The sequence below is a fragment of the Streptomyces sp. NBC_00316 genome, assembly GCF_036158715.1.
Lineage (GTDB): Bacteria > Actinomycetota > Actinomycetes > Streptomycetales > Streptomycetaceae > Streptomyces.
Map to the genome: position 1 here is coordinate 1,019,440 of NZ_CP108023.1, position 16,910 is coordinate 1,036,349.

At 69.5% G+C, this 16,910-nt stretch carries 12 protein-coding genes; 5 read left to right on the top strand and 7 right to left on the bottom strand.

Annotation, left to right across the window (positions count from 1 at the left end):
• Positions 1-41: 41 nt before the first annotated feature.
• Entirely contained in the window at positions 42-2,162 is a 2,121-nt protein-coding gene (locus OG878_RS04685; RefSeq protein WP_328885570.1) for a SpoIIE family protein phosphatase, read from the bottom strand.
• Between the two features lie 204 nt (positions 2,163-2,366).
• Between OG878_RS04685 and OG878_RS04690 the strand changes: the two genes are divergently transcribed.
• From OG878_RS04690 to OG878_RS04700, 3 genes are all read left to right on the top strand, one after another.
• Positions 2,367-2,807, top strand: coding sequence for a cyclic nucleotide-binding domain-containing protein (locus OG878_RS04690; protein WP_328885571.1), 441 nt, complete (start codon positions 2,367-2,369; stop codon positions 2,805-2,807).
• Between the two features lie 259 nt (positions 2,808-3,066).
• Entirely contained in the window at positions 3,067-3,615 is a 549-nt protein-coding gene (locus tag OG878_RS04695) for a DUF1990 family protein (RefSeq protein WP_328885572.1), read from the top strand.
• Positions 3,615-5,051, top strand: coding sequence for a lipase maturation factor family protein (locus OG878_RS04700; protein WP_328885573.1), 1,437 nt, complete (start codon positions 3,615-3,617; stop codon positions 5,049-5,051). Before OG878_RS04695 ends, OG878_RS04700 begins: the two co-directional genes overlap by 1 nt.
• On the opposite strand, the gene OG878_RS04705 is transcribed toward OG878_RS04700, so the two are convergent.
• From OG878_RS04705 to OG878_RS04715, 3 genes are all read right to left on the bottom strand, one after another.
• Positions 5,029-7,383, bottom strand: a complete 2,355-nt coding sequence (locus OG878_RS04705) for an alpha-L-fucosidase (RefSeq protein ID WP_328885574.1) — start codon at positions 7,381-7,383, stop codon at positions 5,029-5,031. The two genes, OG878_RS04700 and OG878_RS04705, sit on opposite strands and share 23 nt — an antisense overlap.
• A gap of 234 nt (positions 7,384-7,617) precedes the next feature.
• Positions 7,618-7,791: a hypothetical protein gene (locus tag OG878_RS04710; protein WP_328885575.1), complete on the bottom strand. Its 174-nt coding sequence runs from the start codon at positions 7,789-7,791 to the stop codon at positions 7,618-7,620.
• A 288-nt stretch (positions 7,792-8,079) separates the two neighbouring features.
• Positions 8,080-9,564, bottom strand: a complete 1,485-nt coding sequence (locus tag OG878_RS04715; RefSeq protein ID WP_328885576.1) for an SDR family NAD(P)-dependent oxidoreductase — start codon at positions 9,562-9,564, stop codon at positions 8,080-8,082.
• Between the two features lie 183 nt (positions 9,565-9,747).
• Here OG878_RS04715 and OG878_RS04720 point away from each other — a divergent pair, with 183 nt between their 5' ends.
• Entirely contained in the window at positions 9,748-10,626 is an 879-nt protein-coding gene (locus OG878_RS04720; protein WP_328885577.1) for a SigB/SigF/SigG family RNA polymerase sigma factor, read from the top strand.
• A 102-nt stretch (positions 10,627-10,728) separates the two neighbouring features.
• Positions 10,729-11,181, top strand: a complete 453-nt coding sequence (locus OG878_RS04725; protein ID WP_328885578.1) for an ATP-binding protein — start codon at positions 10,729-10,731, stop codon at positions 11,179-11,181.
• A 74-nt stretch (positions 11,182-11,255) separates the two neighbouring features.
• Here OG878_RS04725 and OG878_RS04730 read toward each other — a convergent pair whose 3' ends face one another.
• The 3 genes from OG878_RS04730 to OG878_RS04740 all read right to left on the bottom strand — a co-directional run bounded on the left by OG878_RS04730 (position 11,256) and on the right by OG878_RS04740 (position 16,899).
• Positions 11,256-13,607, bottom strand: coding sequence for a GH92 family glycosyl hydrolase (locus OG878_RS04730; protein WP_328891129.1), 2,352 nt, complete (start codon positions 13,605-13,607; stop codon positions 11,256-11,258).
• Between the two features lie 147 nt (positions 13,608-13,754).
• Positions 13,755-16,358 (bottom strand): PA14 domain-containing protein, encoded by a 2,604-nt coding sequence (locus OG878_RS04735; RefSeq protein ID WP_328885579.1) that lies wholly within the window; start codon positions 16,356-16,358, stop codon positions 13,755-13,757.
• A 349-nt stretch (positions 16,359-16,707) separates the two neighbouring features.
• Positions 16,708-16,899 (bottom strand): hypothetical protein, encoded by a 192-nt coding sequence (locus OG878_RS04740; protein ID WP_328885580.1) that lies wholly within the window; start codon positions 16,897-16,899, stop codon positions 16,708-16,710.
• Between the last annotated feature and the right edge of the window lie 11 nt (positions 16,900-16,910).

Here is a 16,910-nt window from a genome sequence, read left to right on the forward strand (position 1 = left end):
AGTCAATCGCCCTCGATCGGTTACGGTCAAGTACAGACATGTTACTTTCTGTTACCGTCGGGTAGGATGGGCGTCCGTTCCGTCACTCCCGGCGGCTGCTCGCGCTCCGGGACGATGAACTCGCACCACACGCACTTGCCCGTGCCGCGGGACTCCACACCCCAGGCGTCCGACAGCCGTTCCACCAGCATCAGGCCCCGCCCGGACACGCCCGTCACCCCTGCGTCCCGGCGCCGCGGCAGCGCGCTGGACCGGTCCTCGACGTCGACCCGCAGCCGCCGCTCCGGCCCGGTGAGCACCCGGATGGTGACGATCGCCCCGCAGTCGGTGTGTATCAGCGCATTGGTGATCAGTTCGTCGGCGGCCAGCTCGACCTCGTCCGCCCGTTCCTTCGCGCCCCAGGCCCGCACCGCGGACCGGATCATGTGCCGGGACGCAGTCAGCGCATCCGGGTCGTTCTGGGCGACATGCTGCTGGAGCCGGCCGCCCGGCCGAGGTGCGTGCGCGGCCTTGCGCCGCAGCAGCAGCACCGCCACGTCGTCGTCGCCACCGCGCTCGTCGACCGCGTCGCAGAGCTGGTCGGCCAGTTGCTGGAGGTCCTGCGGACCGTTGCGGACCATGGCGGTCAGCAGCTGCATTCCGTCGTCGAGGTCGGCGCCGGGCAGCTCCACCAGCCCGTCGGTGTAGAGCACCAGCGTCTGGCCCGGGTCCAGCTCGGCGGTGCTGACCGGATAGGCGAGCCGCCCGAACTCGGCCGACAGTCCCAGCGGCAGACCGCCCTCGGCCCGCAGCAGCCGGCAGCTTCCGTCGCCGTCCCGGATCAGCGGATCGATATGGCCGGCCCGGACCAGCTGTATCACCCCGGTGGTCAGGTCGACCTCGGCATAGGTGCAGGTGGCGAAGCGGTCGGTGTCGAGTTCATGGAGGAAGACGGAGGCCCGGGCCATGACCGTGGCCGGACTGTGCCCCTCCGCCGCGTAGGCGCGCAGCACGATGCGCAACTGCCCCATGACGGCCGCCGCGTCCGTGTCGTGGCCCTGCACGTCCCCGATGACGGCGCCGACCCGGCCCCCGGGCAACGGAATGACGTCGTACCAGTCGCCCCCGATGTCGCGCCCCAGCCGGGCCGAGCGGTACCGGACGGCTATCTGCGCGCCGGGCACCTCGGGGATCCGGCGGGGCAGCATGGCCTTCTGGAGGCCCTCGGCGAGGTCGTGCTCCTGTTCGTACAGCATGGCCCGCTGGAGGCTCTGGGCGATGGAACTGCCGAGCGCGATCAGCAGATTGCGTTCGTCGCCGGTGAATCCGTCCTTGTCGCTGTAGAGAAGGCCGATCGCCCCGATGGGGCGAGCCTGGGCGATCAGCGGCAGATAGGCGGCGGAGGTGATGCCGAGACCGCTGATGTGCGGCCACAGGACCGGGTACGAGGTGGCGAAGTCGTCGGCGGACTCGATGAAGCGGGGCGTGAGCGTGCGGATCACTTCACCCATCGGATACGGCTCGTCCGTACGGGTGTACCGGGTGCCCGGCACGAAGGACCCCACGGGGCCGTCCGCGACGAGATGGATACGCCCGGCCTCGTGCAGCCCCACGACGAGACTGGTCGCCCCGAGGTGGGCCAGGCCCTGGGAGTTCTTCAGCACGTCGATGACGTCCTTGACCGTACGGGCATGGGCCAGGGCGGCCGTGGTGCTCTCCACCACGCTGGTGCGGCGGCGCCGGTCCTCGTCCAGCTCACGGCGGGCGGTGGAGTCGGCCAGCTCCTGAGTGGCGTCCCGGACGATGCCGATGATGCGGTGCGGGCGGCCGGTCCCGTCGCGACGGATGAAGCCCTGGGTGTGGGTCCATCGGAGGGTTCCGTCGCGCCGGAGGATGCGGAAGTACGCCCCGTAGGTGCTCTGCCCGTTCTTGAGTGCCTGGGCCACCATGGCGTCGAGGCGCGTGCTCTCGTCGGACGGTACCCGCTGGCCCAGGGTCCCCGGCCGGTCGTCGTACTCGTCGGCCCGCAGGTCGAACACGTCGAGAGCGGGCCGGTCCATATGCATGAGGCCGCTGTCGAGGTCCCAGTCGAAACTGCCCATACGGTTCAGGGCGAGGCTGAGATCCGGGTGGGCGGGCCAGTCGTCCGGAAGTGACAGGGCACCCACTACCCGATCATCCATGCCGGTCACTCTGCCATCAATTGTCCGATTCTTCGAACGCGCCCGATCGTCGGCCGCACGGCGCAGGGGGCTCATCCGAACGGACCGGACCGTGGCCGAGCGGCGGCGCAGAAGTGCGCTTATCGTTCACAAGAGGTGGTGCACCGGTGCGGCCGAGAGACCGCGTGCGCAGCAGCCCGGAATCCGGCGTGGACGGAGGACGGAATGTCAACGGCCAGGAATCTGCTGAGCGCTATCCCGCCCGAAACGCGAGCGCGGCTGCTCAACGACGCGGCCCGCGAGGTGTCCCTGCCCACCGGTACCCGGATCTTCGAGGAGGGCCGGAGGGCGGACCGCTTCTGGATCATCCGGTCCGGACAGGTGGAACTCGACCTCCGCGTACCCGGCCGCCGGGCGGTGGTGATCGACACGCTCGGCCGCGACGACCTGCTGGGCTGGTCCTGGCTGTTCCCGCCCTACCTCTGGCACCTCGGCGCCACAGCGGTGCACCCGGTGGACGCCCTGGAGTTCGACGCCGCGACGGTGCGCACACTGTGCGACGAAGACGCCGATGTCGGCCGCGTGGTGTACAAGTACGTCGCGCAGACCGTGGCAGAGCGGCTGCACGGGACCCGCACCCGACTGCTCACCCTGTACGGCCCCTGAGACCCACCGAACCCTCCCCCGGCCCTCACCCGCACGGGCTCACGGCACCACACACCCCCTCCGCAACCGCGCACCCTCATCGCGGTTGGCCGGCGCCCCTGCCGCACCTCATTGAACACGTTCAAGAAGGACTCTAGAGTCGGTGCGACAAGCATGTGAAGGGGTTCAAGGCGGGGGGTTGCGCTGTGTCCGCATCAGACGGTCCGATGGTGATGCCGGCCCGCACCGGCCCGCTCACCGACCACCGAGGCAGGACGTCATGAGCACCCTCACCTACCCCGAGGTCGGCGCCACCCGGCTCGGCCCGCTCCCCGACGGGTACCACCATCTCCACCACCGGACCGCGGTGGGCCACGGCCGCGCCGACTTCGAGGCTGCGGGCGCCGCCGTCACGGACTGGCGCATGCACCGCGCCGCCGGTGCCCGGTTGCGGGCGTCGACGGACCGGGCCGAACCCGGGACCGCCGTGCGGGTGTCGATCGGCCTCGGCCCGGTGCGGTTCACCGGGCTGTGCGAGGTGGTCTGGACCGCGTACGGGAAGGAGCGCATCGGCTTCGCCTACGGAACACGTCCGCGGCACCCGGAGTGCGGTGAGGAGTGCTTCCTGGTGGAGCGGGCGGACGACGGGACGGTGTGGTTCACCGTGCTGGCGTTCTCCCGTCCGGCGCGCTGGTACACCCGGATCGCCGGGCCGCTCGTCCCGGTGGTCCAGCAGTGGTACGCACGCCGGCTCGGCTCCGCACTCGGCGGCATCGTGGCAGCCGGCCGAACCGGCCAGGCCGCGCCGGAGCACCGATACTGGACGTGATGGAGTGGTTCACCGCAGATGGCTACTGGCTGAGCCGGCTGATCTTCCAGCGGGCTCTCGCCGGCATCTATCTGGTCGCGTTTCTCGCCGCCGCGCTCCAGTTCCGGGCGCTGATCGGCGAACGCGGCATGCTCCCGGTGCCCGAGTTTCTGCGCCGCACGGTCTGGCGCGACACCCCCGGTCTCTTCCGCCTCCACTACTCCGACCGCTTCTTCGCCGCCGTCTGCTGGACGGGCTGCGCCGTCGCGGTCACGCTCATCGCGGGGGTGGACTCGTACGTTCCGCTCTGGGCCGCGATGCTGCTGTGGCTGGTGCCCTGGGCGCTGTATCTCTCGATCGTCCAGGTCGGCCAGGTCTGGTACAGCTTCGGCTGGGAGTCGCTGCTTCTGGAGACCGGCTTCCTCGCCGTCTTTCTCGGCAACGCGGAGACGGCACCGCCGGTGCTGGTGCTGTGGCTGCTGCGCTGGGTGCTGTTCCGGGTCGAGTTCGGCGCCGGTCTGATCAAGATCCGCGGCGACGCCTGCTGGCGCAGGCTGACCTGTCTGGACTTCCACCATGAGACCCAGCCGATGCCGGGCCCGCTGAGCTGGTTCTTCCACCGGCTGCCGAAGCCGTTCCACCGGGTCGAGGTGGCGGCCAACCATGTCACCCAGCTCCTCGTCCCTGTGCTGCTCTTCGCCCCGCAGCCGGTGGCGAGTGCGGCCGCCGGGCTGATGATCGTCACCCAGCTGTGGCTGGTGCTCTCCGGGAACTTCGCCTGGCTGAACTGGGTGACCATCACCCTCGCCCTGTCCGCCGTCGACTGGTCCCTGGTGACTGCGCCGCCCGCACAGTCCTCGCCGCCGCTCTGGTACGAGGTGGTGATCATCGCCGTCACCGCCCTGGTCGTGGTGCTCAGCTACCGCCCGGCACGCAATCTGATCTCCCGCCGTCAGGTGATGAACCGCTCCTTCGACCCACTGCATCTGGTCAATACGTACGGTGCGTTCGGCAGCATCAGCCGGGTCCGTCTGGAGATCGTCGTCGAGGGCACCGACGAGCAGCTGCTCCACCCGGGCACGGTCTGGCAGGAGTACGGCTTCCGCGGCAAACCGGGCGATCCGTACCGGCTGCCGCGCCAGTTCGCCCCGTACCATCTGCGGCTCGACTGGCTGATGTGGTTCGCGGCGCTGTCCCCCGCGTACGCCCAGTCCTGGTTCGGCCCGTTCGTCGAGCGGCTGCTGGAGAACGACCGGGACACGCTGCGCCTGCTGCGCCACAACCCGTTCCCCGACCTGCCGCCCACGCACGTTCGCGCCGGCGTGTACCACTACCGGTACACGACCTGGCGCGAACTGCGGGCCACCGGACGCTGGTGGCATCGCACCTACGTGCGGGACTTCATCCGGCCCGTCACGCTCGGACCGTCGTTCCTCAGTCCGACCAGGCGACCTTGAAGACCCAGGCGTGCTTCCCGGTCCTCCGGGCGCCCGCCGGCACGTCGATCACCAGCGAGCCGCCCGTGGTGCGCCAGTGGAGCGGCCGGTCGTACCCGAGCAGCGTGACGCGGTCGCCGCTGCGGATCGGCACCGGGGCCTCGACGGTGAGGGTGGCGCCGGGCTGCGCCAGCGAGTGGATGTAGAAGGCCCTGTCCGGCCGGAGGGTGAACCGCAGGTCCTCGCCGAGCTGCGGCATCCGTGACCAGTACGTGGTCCCGTGGATGGCCTCGCCGTTGGTCTTGAGCCACTCCCCCGTCTCGCGCAGCCGGCGCTGCATGATCTCGGGGATCGTGCCGTCGGCCTTCGGTCCGATGTCGAGCAGGAAGTTGCCGTTCTTGGAGACGATGTCGACGAGCGAGTGCACGATCTCCTCGGTCGTCATGTACTTCTCGTCGGGCGTCTGGGCGTTGTAGCCGTACGAGAACGGGTCGAGGCCCCGGCTGGATTCCCATTTCGCCGTGACGATCTGGTCGTACGTCGTGTATTCGGGCGTCGTGAAGTCGTATGTCCCGATCCCGGAGCGGTTGTTGACCGTGACATCGATGGGCCGGCCCCGGTTCTTGGCGTGGTTGAAGTACTCGGACAGCACCCGGTGACTGTCGTTGTCGCCGCCGATGTCGCACCAGAGGATCTCGGGGTCGTACCCGTGGACCAGCTCCAGCATCTGCGGGCCCTGGAACTCCGTGACGTAGTCCTTGCCCGCCGTGTATCCGGTGTACGGGACGGGCTCCAGGGTGTAGGGGTTGCGCGGGGCGTGGCCCATCCATGGGTGGTCGGGGTTGAACCACTCGGGCATCGAGAAGTACAGCCCCCGGTGCAGTTCCGGGGTGTAGCGGCGCGAGGCGTCGAAGAGCTCCTTGACCAGGTCGCGCCCCGGACCCATCTTCACCGCGTTGCGGTCGGAGAGCTTGGTGTCCCAGAGCGCGAAGCCCTCGTGGTGCTTGGAGGTGAGGACGTGGTACTGCGCGCCCGCGTCCCGGAACAGCTCCACCCAGGAACGGGGGTCGAAACGCTCGGCGCGGAACTGCGGGATGAAGTCGTCGTAGTTGAAGGACTCGCCGTACGTGGCGCGGTGGTGGGCGTACGTCGGGTTGTTGGGGTCCTGCATCTGGTTCCAGTACCACTCGGCGTACTGCGTGCCGACCGGCGCCCAGGCGGGCACCGAGTAGACCCCCCAGTGGATGAAGATGCCGAACTTCGCCTCCTGGAACCAGTAGGGCGCCTGATGGGTCGCCAGGGAGGTTTCCGTGGGCTGGTAGTCGGGGACGCCGAGGGTGAGCGAGCGGCGGACGGTGGCCGCCTGCCGGCCGCGGCCGCGCGCGACGACGTTCCCGTCCTGCGCGGTGCCGGGTGCGGTGCCCGGCCTGCTGCGGATGCCGATCCGGACGCGGGCCTGGTCGCCGGGGGCGAGCCGGGTGATGCGGGCGGGTTCGACGGTACGGGCTCCGGGGACGTCCACGGAGAGGCTGAGGCCGTCGGCGGCGAGGACGGCGACGGTGCCCGCATTGACCACGGTGGCCTCGACGCTCTGCGCGCCGGAGTCCAGCAGCGAGGTGGTGGAGTGCGCGTCCCGCAGGGACAGTGCCCGCCCCTCGGCGACCGGCTGGAGCGACAGCGCGAAGATGTGCAGGGATGAGCTGTTGGCCTCGGCGGGCCGGGTGGTGGGCAGGGTCAGCGCGACGGCTTCCCTGGTCGGGTCGAACGCGATCTCGGTGACGGCGATGGAGACCTGGTGCGCGTCCTTGTCACCGTCGGGGCGGTAGCGGTATGCGGCGGTGAGCGCACCACTGCCGGAGTACCAGTCGGGGCCGCCGAGGGCCGCGGTCGATGTGGTGCCGTCCGCATAGTGGACGGTGGCCTGGCCGGAGGCTGCGCCGTAGCTGCATGCCGTGAGGAAGAGCCCGGAGAGGTAGCGGCCCGGAGGCAGGTCGATGCGCTGGCCGAGGGCGACGATGTTGTTCTTGGCGCCGGAGTCCGGGATGAGGAATGTGGTGCCGTCGATCTCTCGCTCTCCGGCCGGGAGTTCCTCACCGGGGAAGGTGTAGCCGGAGCCGTCGAAGTTTCCGCCGCGTGCCTCGGCGGTATCGATGCCGTCGTTGTCGAACCAGTTGTCCAGGGGCACGGTGACGGCGGCTGGGACGGTGCCCCAGTCACTGTCAGGGGCGTCCGGCTCCGGGTGTGCGGCGCCGGTTCGCGGGGCCGCATCGGCGGTGGCGGGGGTGAGCAGGGCGGCGCCGACTGCCGCCCCTGCCGTCATTCCGAGTACATGGCGTCTGGGAAGTTCGGTCATGACATCCGATGATTGGAGCATGGCAGGAACCTGTCAATGCAATCTTCCAGACAGAACGAAACTTCTTCCCCATAGCCATCGGATGACTGAGCAGTGGCACTGTGGAACCGGGCGCCGCCCGCTGCAGTGCCGGACCACACGCCGGAGCCCCGGCCCTCCGTGGTGACGGGGGGCCGGGGCTCTGGGCTGACGGGCCGTGGCGAGTGATCGGGCCGCGCGGGTCGGGCCCGGGGATCAGTCGATGCCGGGCAGGATGTGCGGCTCGGCGAGGTCGTCCTCGTAGCCGGCCAGCCGGATGGGTGCGGCCTTGGCCCAGACTTCGATGTTCCGGAGCTTCTCGGGCCGTCCGGCCCGCTCGCCGTGGCGCTCCGCCGGTTCCTTCTCGTCCTTCGTCAGTTCTGGTGTCACCGCGCACTCCTTTGTGTCGCGTAACCCCGGGCGTCGCCGAACCTCCGGTCTCATGACCGGGAAAATCGACTGCCACCAGGGGCAGGGGCAGGAACAGTTCGGTCGCGGTGGCGCCGGGTGTGGGTCAGGACGGCGGTCTGGTTGCAGACCTGTCCCAGGACGGCCGAGGAGGTTTCGTGGATCCCTTGGTGGCGTCCGTGCCCATCAGACTAACCAAGTGAGCGCATCCCTGCTCGATGGAACGTGTGCAGTGGGTCACTTTCGGACACCCTGCGTGCTGAGCTCCTCTTACCACCCCGCGGGCGCGTAGTCCTTGAGGAAGCAGCCGAACAGATCCTCGCCCGCTTCGCCGCGCACGATCGGGTCGTAGACCCGGGCGGCGCCGTCCACGAGGTCGAGCGGGGCGTGGAAGCCCTCCTCGGCCAGGCGGATCTTGTCGGGGTGCGGGCGCTCGTCGGTGATCCAGCCGGTGTCGACGGCCGTCATCAGGATGCCGTCCTTCTCGAACATCTCCTGGGCGCTGGTGCGGGTGAGCATGTTCAGCGCAGCCTTGGCCATGTTGGTGTGCGGGTGGCCCGCACCCTTGTAGCCGCGGCTGAACACGCCCTCCATGGCGGAGACGTTGACCACGTAGGCGCGCTTGGCAGCCGTCGCCGCCATCGCCGGGCGGAGCCGGCTGATCAGGATGAACGGCGCGGTGGAGTTGCAGAGCTGGACTTCGAGCAGCTCGATCGGCTCGACCTCTTCGACCGTCTGGATCCAGCTGTTGGTGTGGTGCAGGTCGGGTACGAGTCCGCCCGCGTCGATCGCGGTGCCGGCAGCGATCCGCTCCAGTGAGGCGGAGCCGGTGACCAGGGCGAGCTCGGTGACGTCCTGGGCCGTCAGCCCTTCCTTGCGGGCCGCGGGCAGGGCCGCGACGCGGTCGACCGAACCGCTGCCGAAGGTGCCGATGACCTCGGCGGCGGGCAGCTCGCCCGCGGGCAGCGGGGCGGACTCGGCACTCACCAGTTCGCTGTACGCCTGCGGCGAGCGGCGTACCGTCTGCGCGGCGTTGTTGATCAGGATGTCCAGCGGACCCTCGGCGGCGACCGAGTCGGCGAGTGCCACGACCTGGGCGGGGTCGCGCAGATCGATGCCGACGATCTTCAGCCGGTGGATCCACTCGGCGCTGTCCGGCATCGCCTTGAAGCGGCGGATCGCGTCGTTGGGGAAGCGCGTGGTGATCGTGGTGTGCGCGCCGTCGCGCAGCAGCCGCAGCGCGATGTACATGCCGATCTTGGCGCGGCCGCCGGTGAGGAGCGCCCGGCGCCCGGTGAGGTCGGTCCGTGCGTCGCGACGGTCCCGGTTCTCCTTGGCGCACTGCTGGCAGAGCTGGTGGTAGAACGCGTCGACCTCGACGTACCGGGTCTTGCAGATGTAGCAGGACCGGGGCCGCTGGAGTATCCCGGCGATCTCGGCACCCGCCGAGGAGGACGGCAGGACGCCCTGGGTCTCGTCGTCGATGCGGTCGGCGGAGCCGGTGGCGGTGGCCTCGGTGACGGCCTTGTCGTGCGCGGTCTTGGCGGCCCGGCGCTCCTGGCGGCGGCGCTGCTTCACGGTCCGGTAGACACCGGCGGTGGCACGGCGCACGGCGATGGCGTCCGGGTGGTCGACCTCGATGGTGTCGAGTTCGTCGAGCACGCTCAGGCAGACGGCCAGCCGCTCCGGGTCGATACCGGGACCGAACTCATCGATTCCGGGAGCGAACTCCGGGCTGTCCTCTGTCACCGTCATTGCCGTTCCTCTGTCGCTTGTCATGGGGTCGCTGGTCACGGGCAGAGCGCCCCGATCAAGTCTGCCATGCGGCGAGCGCTGCTCCGTTCGCGTGAAGCGGCGCCTCGGGAAGAAAGAGGCATGACTTCGCGCGGGCCGGGCAGGAGCGCGTCGACAGCATTCGGTTGCGGGGAGGGCGACGTCATGGCAGCCAGGTCCGTAGGGACGGACGGAGCGGTGGGCGTACCGGCACAGCGCATCGACGGGAGCGATGAGCTGCCACGGGTCGAGGACGCGGGCAGGATGGCACCGGCTGACGCCCGTGCGCTGTCGAAGCTGTTCTTCGACCGCCTCCAGGATCTGGAGGAGGGGACGCACGAGTATGCGTACGCGCGCAACACCCTGATCGAGATGAACCTCTCACTGGTGTCCTTCGCCGCGTCCCGCTTCCGCCACCGGGCCGGTGACGACAGCGAGGACATCGTCCAGGTCGGCACGATCGGTCTGATCAAGGCGATCGACCGGTTCGACCTGTCGCGGAACGTCGAGTTCGCCACCTTCGCGGTGCCGTACATCGTCGGCGAGATCAAGCGGTTCTTCCGTGACACGACCTGGGCCGTCCATGTGCCGCGGCGGCTGCAGGAGCTCCGTGTCGACCTGGCGAAGGCCAAGGAGCAGCTCGCACTGGAGCTGGACCGGGATCCCACGGTCAAGGATCTCGCCGCGCGTCTGGAGCGCTCCGAGGACGAGATCATCGAGGGCCTGGTCGCCGCCAACGGCTACGCGGCGGGCTCCCTGGACACGCACACGGTCGACAGCGACCGCGGCCAGGACCGGCGCACCTTCGTCGACGTGCTGGGCGCACCCGATCCGGCCATGGAGAGCGTCGAGAATCTGCATGCGCTGGCGCCGCTGCTGGCGGGGCTCGACGAGCGCGAGCGCCGGATCGTGCAGATGCGCTTCGGTGCCGAGATGACGCAGGCGCAGATCGGGGCGGAGCTGGGGGTCTCCCAGATGCATGTGTCCCGGCTGCTCTCCCGGATCGTCGGCCGGCTGCGTGCCGGCATGTGCATCGACAGCTGATCCGGGTTGTCCGCGTTCCAGTGGAATAGGACCGTTGACCGTGGGCAGGCGACGGGTGAAAGAAGGTCTCCGACCTCCCCTGCGTCGCCCTGGCTGGAGCACATGAAGGATCAGGTCCCCCTGCGGCCGCCCGGCCGGCCGGGCGAGCAGCGGCCCGTGGTGGTGCACTGCGCCGAGTCGTTCGACGGCAAGCCCGGCTGCATCGCGGAGGCCCGGGCTCTCGCCGACAGTTTCCTGGAGAGGCTCGCTGCGCAGTCGCGGGTGGTGTTCGGTGAGCGCACCCGCGGCGATCTGATGCTGGCGGTCAGCGAACTGGTCACCAACGCGGACCGGTACAGCCAGGGTCCGTATCTGCTGGAGCTGGAGGGCACCGCCGAGCAGGTCAGTGTCACGGTGTACGACAGCAGCTCGGCGCTTCCGCTGTTCAGCTGCCCCGACCCGGCCCGACCCGGCGGGCACGGCATGGAGATCGTCATTGCCGTGTGCGACCGGCTGATCGCCGAGCGGGTGCCGGTGGGCAAGCGGATCCGGGCCGAGTTCGGACTCAGCAGCTGAGCCGCGGTTCGGACGCGGCAGCTGAGCTGCGGGGCGGACGGGAGACCGCCCGCCCCACAGCCACGCCGTCCCGGTCAGCCCAGGGCGGGCGGAGCGTCCGCGGGCGAGGTGCCCCACGCCGAGGGAGCACTGCCCACGGTGAAGGCGAGTGACCGCGCCGAGCGGATGTCCTCGGTGGTGAGGTACGTGCGCGACTGCGTCGCGCCGTCGATGGTCGCCGACTGGATGTAGCGGTCGGCGTCCGACGCTCCCGGTGCGCTCACCGTGAACGACCCGTGCGGGTAGTAGCGGCGGTCGAGCGTGAGATCGACGCGCTCGAAGGCCGGCGTCGACAGACCCCAGGTGTCGGTGCCCGGCTGGACCGGGAAGACACCGATGGACGAGAGCACCATCCAGGCGGACATCGTGCCGAGGTCGTCATTGCCCGTCATGCCGGTCGGGGCGTCGGTGAAGAGGGTCAGGGCCGCATGCACCACGTCGGTGGTCTTCCACGGCTGCCCGGTGGAGAGATAGGTGTACGGGGCGATGAGGTCGGGCTCGTTCTGAGGGTTGTACTTGTCGGCGTTGTAGTACGCGTACGGGCCGTTGACCCAGACCTCGCGGGCGGTCTTCGCGGGATCGGCGAGCAGCTGGTCGTACGCGAAGAAGGAGTCGAGCCGCTGGTTGGCGGCGTCCTTCCCGCCGATCAGGCCGACCATGCCGGGCAGGTCCTGCGGTACGAGCCACTGATACTGCCAGGACGTGCCCTCGTGGAAGCCCTCGCTCTGCGCCGGGTCGGCGGGGCCGGTGAAGGCTCCGGAGACGTCGCGGGCGCGGAAGAAGCCGGTCGAAGGGTCGAAGATCTTCCGGTAGTTCTGGGCGCGGTCCTCGTACCGCTTCGCGTCGGCGTCGTGGCCGAGGTCGCGGGCCATCTCGCCCAGCATCGCGTCGGAGAGGGCGTACTCGAGAGTGGCGGAGGCGCCGTGGTCGAAGTCGGAGTCACCGGGCTTGGCGTGCGGACGGTCCTTGATGTACGGGGCGAACCCGTCCTTCAGGTACTGCACGTTGGCTTCGCGGCCGACGGGCGCGGAGTCGGTGGGCGGGACGCCGTCGGCGTTCTTCTTCAGGGCGCGGTACGCCTCTTCCTCGTGTCCCTTCAGCAGCCCCTGCTGGTAGGCGTTGGTGAGGAACGGGGTGACGGGGTCACCGGTCATGATGTTCGTCTCGACCGTGCCGTAGCCCCACTTGGGCAGCCAGCCGCTCTCGGCGTCGATCCGCAGGACCGAGATCGCCATGTCACGGGACTCGCGCGGAGCGAGCAGCGAGAGGAGCTGGGCCTGGGTCCGGTAGGTGTCCCAGAGGGACCAGTTCTGGTAGTAGGTGAAGCCCTTGGCCTGGTGGGTCTTCTGATCCCAGCCGGTGTAGCGGCCGTCGACGTCGCTGCCGACGTTGGGGGCGAGGAACGAGCGGTACAGCGACGAGTAGAAGGTGCGGCGCAGCGCGTCACTGCCGCCCCGGGCCTCCACGTCGTCGAGCCGGTCCTCCCAGGACTGCTGGGCGGCGTGCTCGACGCGGTCGAAGCTGCGGCCGCCCTCGGCGCGCAGGTTGAGTGCGGCGCCCTTGGCGTCGACGTAACTCAGGGCGGTGGTGGCCTCGACGGTGCGGTCCTTGGTGGTGTCGAAGCGCAGCCAGGCACCGTTGCGGGCGTCGGTGGCCGAGGACTTCTTGGAGCCCTCGGTGACGGTGTCGCCGTTCCAGGTGCCGGAGGTGGTGAACGGACGGTCGAAGTGGGTGATCGTGTAGACGGTGTAGGACTTGGTGTCCTGGCAGAAGCCACTGCCGGTGATCGCGGTCCGCACGGTGCGGTTGTCGAGGATCTCCACCGTGGACGAGAGCGTCCGGTGCAGCGACTGGCCCGCGTTGAGCAGGACGTTGGCCTTGTCGGTGGCGGGGAAGGTGTAGCGCTGGACGCCGGTGCGGCTGGTCGCGGTGAGTTCGGCGTCGATGCCGCTCTTCAGCCCGACCTTGTAGTAGCCGGGGCTCGCCTTCTCGTCGTCGTGGCTGAACTCCGCCGCGTACTTCGCGTAGTCGGTCTGCGTGACGTCGCCCGTGGTGGGCAGCGTCGGCAGATCTCCGCCGAGTCCGCAGCCGACGCCGGAGAGATGCACGGCGGAGAAACCGCGGATGTGGTTCTCGGCGTAGTCGTAGCCGGTGTTGTGGCCGGTGTCCGGGGAGAGTTGCACCATGCCGAACGGCACGGAGGCGCCGGGGTAGGTGTTGCCCTCGTTCTGGGTGCCGATGAACGGGTTGACCAGATCGGTCAGTTGCTCGTCCGCCCGGGGCGCGGCCTGGGCCGTGGCCCCGGTGGTGAGGACACCGCCGAGAAGCGCGACAGCGGCGAATGCGGCCGCCGGGCCGCGGAGTCTCGGCCGTGGATTCCGGTGCATCCGTGGGGTCCGGCGCATGGGGTACTCCTCCTTGGACAACGTTGTCAGAGCGTGATCATTCTTGGTTCCCCGGCGATCCGCGTCAAGGGTTCGGACGCGAACGCTCCGGCCCGCCCGGGGAGGGGCGGGCCGGAGAACTGTCGGCGGTCAGGCCGACGGGCACCCCGCGACGACGGGGTTCGACGCATCGCGGACGAGTGCGTCCTGCGCCGCCTTGACCCGCTTCACGTCGGGCTTGACGATCCGCCGGTCGTAGGTGAGCAGGCCGTTCAACTCGCCCTCCACGTCGGAGATCTGGGTGTAGACGGCGCCGTTGCTGCCCTTGCAGGCGAGCGCCCGCACCTCGTCGAGCTTGGCGATGTAGTCGTCGGTGTAGGTCGACTGGTCGACCGCGATGTACGACTGCTGCACGGCCCAGGCGTGGCCCGGCACCGCCAGGCCGAGTCCGCCGTACTCGCCGCTGACCAGGGCGCGTCGACCGTCCGGTGCGGGCAGGGCCGGGCTCGGATAGCCGTGCTCGTCGATGATGTCCCCGGTGCCTCCGTCGGCGCCCAGGTTGATGCCCGACATGCTGTTGACGAGCCGGGTCGGGTCCCAGGACTTCGCCTGGTCGGCGATGCGGGCCTCGTCGTACTGGCCCCAGCCCTCGTTGAACGTGACCCACATGACGACCGACGGGTGGTTGTAGTGCTCGTCGATCATCTCCTTCATCTCGTGCTCGTACTCGGTGCGTGCGGCGGCGGACGGGTTGACGGTGTTCATCGCCGGCATGTCCTGCCAGACCAGCAGGCCCAGCTTGTCCGCCCAGTAGAACCAGCGGTCGGGCTCCACCTTGATGTGCTTGCGCACGGAGTTGAACCCCATGGCCTTGTGCATCTTCAGGTCGGAAGCGAGTGCCTCGTCGGTGGGGGCGGTGTGCAGCCCGTCCGGCCAGAAGCCCTGGTCGAGGGTGGCCATCATGAAGACCGGCTTGCCGTTGAGCACGGTGCGCGGGGTGCCGTTCACATTCTCCACGGCGATCGACCGCATCCCGAAGTAACTGCCGACCCGGTCGGAGCCGACGGAGACCTCCAACCGGTAGAGGTGCGGGTCGTTCGCGGACCACAGGTGCGGGTGCGGAACACGCAGGTCCAGCGTCGAACCGGTGCGGCCGGTCACGGTGCCGACCTTGCGTTTCCCGTCGTACGCGGTCGCCGTGACCGGCACCCCGTCACGTACCCCGTGCACCTCGACGGCGACCTTCTCGCCCTGGACGTCCGGGGTGAGCTTCAGCGAGTCGACGTGATCGGTGGCGACCGGTTCCATCCACACGGTCTGCCAGATGCCGGACGACGGGGTGTACCAGATGCCGCTCGGGTCGAGGCGCTGCTTGCCCATCGGCGGGTTCTCGCCGTCGGCGGCGTCGGTCGGGTCGTAGACGCCGACGATCAGCTCCTGGGTCCGCCCCGGCTTCAGCGCATCGGTGATGTCGGCGCTGAACTTGTCGTAGCCGCCCTTGTGTTCGGCGACCTCGTGCCCGTTGACATACACCTCGGCCTGCCAGTCGACGGCACCGAAGTTCAGCTGCAGCCGCTTGCCCTGACCGACCTTCCACCCCTGGGGAACGGTGAAGGTGCGGCGGTACCACATCCGGTCCTCGTGCCGTTCGAGGCCGGAGAGCTGCGACTCCACCGGATACGGGACGAGGATCTTCTCGCCGAGCTTCCTGCCGACCGGGGGCTGCTCCCCCGCCTTCGCCGCGGCGAACTCCCAGGAACCGTTGAGGTTCTGCCAGTTGTCGCGGGTGAGCTGCGGCCTCGGGTACTCGGGCAGCGCGTTGTGCGGCCCGACCTCGTCGGCCCACTTCGTGCGGAGCTCGTACGTGGAGTGGTTGGGCCCGCTGGACCAGAAGGCTCCGACGGCCTTGCCGTCCTGGCCGGCCAGCCCGCCCTGGCCGTCGTAACGGATGTCTGCGAGTCCGTTGGCATCGCCGGCCTTGTTCCCGACGACCGGTTCCTTGAGCGCGACGGTGAGGCTGCGCGGGTCGGCGGGATCGGCCTTGATGGCCCCGAGCGGCCACGTCGCGCCGCCGATGACGGCGTCGAGGTGGTTGGTGAGTCCGTCGGGCAGGGCCGCGAGCTTCTGCGCGAAGTCCAGCTTGAGAGTGCGGCCGTCGGCGAGGACGGTGGCACCGATGGCCCCGTCGTAGGCGAAGTCGTCCGGCAGCCGGAAGGCGGACTGCGGCACGGGCTCCTTGGTGCCACCGGGCTCGGTCCACCTGAGGTGCAGGTTGGACCCGCCGAAGTGTTCGAAGTACTCGACCTTGAAGTCGTAGGCCTTGCCCGCGGTCAGCTCGACCGGCTGCGAGGTCTGCTCCTTCTCCCAGTCGTCGACCCAGTGGTCGATGACAGGCTTTCCGTCGATCCAGAGACGGAACCCGTTGTCCCCGATCATCGAGAAGACATGGGAACCGGTCTTCTCCGGCACGATCTTCCCGGTCCACCGGATGCTGGCGTCGTCGGCCTGCCCGGTGGCCGAGCTCAGCCGCGATTCGAGGCTGGGGAAGTCGATGTCCGGATCGAATCCGGTGGCCTTCAACTGCCCGAAGTCGAAGGCTCCCGGGGCGGACTGGGTGTAGTACTCGCCCTTCAGACCGTGCACTTCGGCGGTGCCGCCGGGGTCCGGGGCGGCGGACGCGGCGGGCACACCGGACAGCCCGGCGGTTCCGAGTGCGGCGGCGAGAAGCAGGACGAGTTTCTTTCTGATGCGCACGGATCCTCCTTGGTGAGGAAGGGTGGCGGCTCGTTGCAACAGGATGTACAACGTTGGAAGGAACGGCAGTTGGCATGACAGCACGACACCCGCCCGGCTGTCCAGGTGCATGACATCCCGAAGGGGAGGGCCGGAAGGAAGTCTCGGAACGCCGGCGACGGAGCGGCAGGCAAGACGGCCGCTCCGCGTCTCGGCCTGCGCATTCCCGGCCGCCGGCACCTCGCCGTCCCGGGCTGACGCAGACGCCGCACGCGCGGTCCGGTCCCGCTCCTGCCGGCGCCGCGGCCGACGCCGCCGAGCGGAAGCGGCGTCGGCTCGGGGGAAGATGAGGAGTGGTCGGGGCGAGGCCTCAGATCTTGTTGCCTGCGCGCAGCCACGCGATGTGGTCGCCGGCGGCTCGCTCGGTGCCGTACTCGGCCCGGTAGCCGGTGTCCGCCTGGAGACGGCCGATGTCGAGGACCAGGTGCGACGCATCACCTCCGGCGGGAAGGCCGACCGCGCTCCTCGTCGCAGGACTACGCCGGCCGTGACGCTCGCGCATGACGGAGTCCT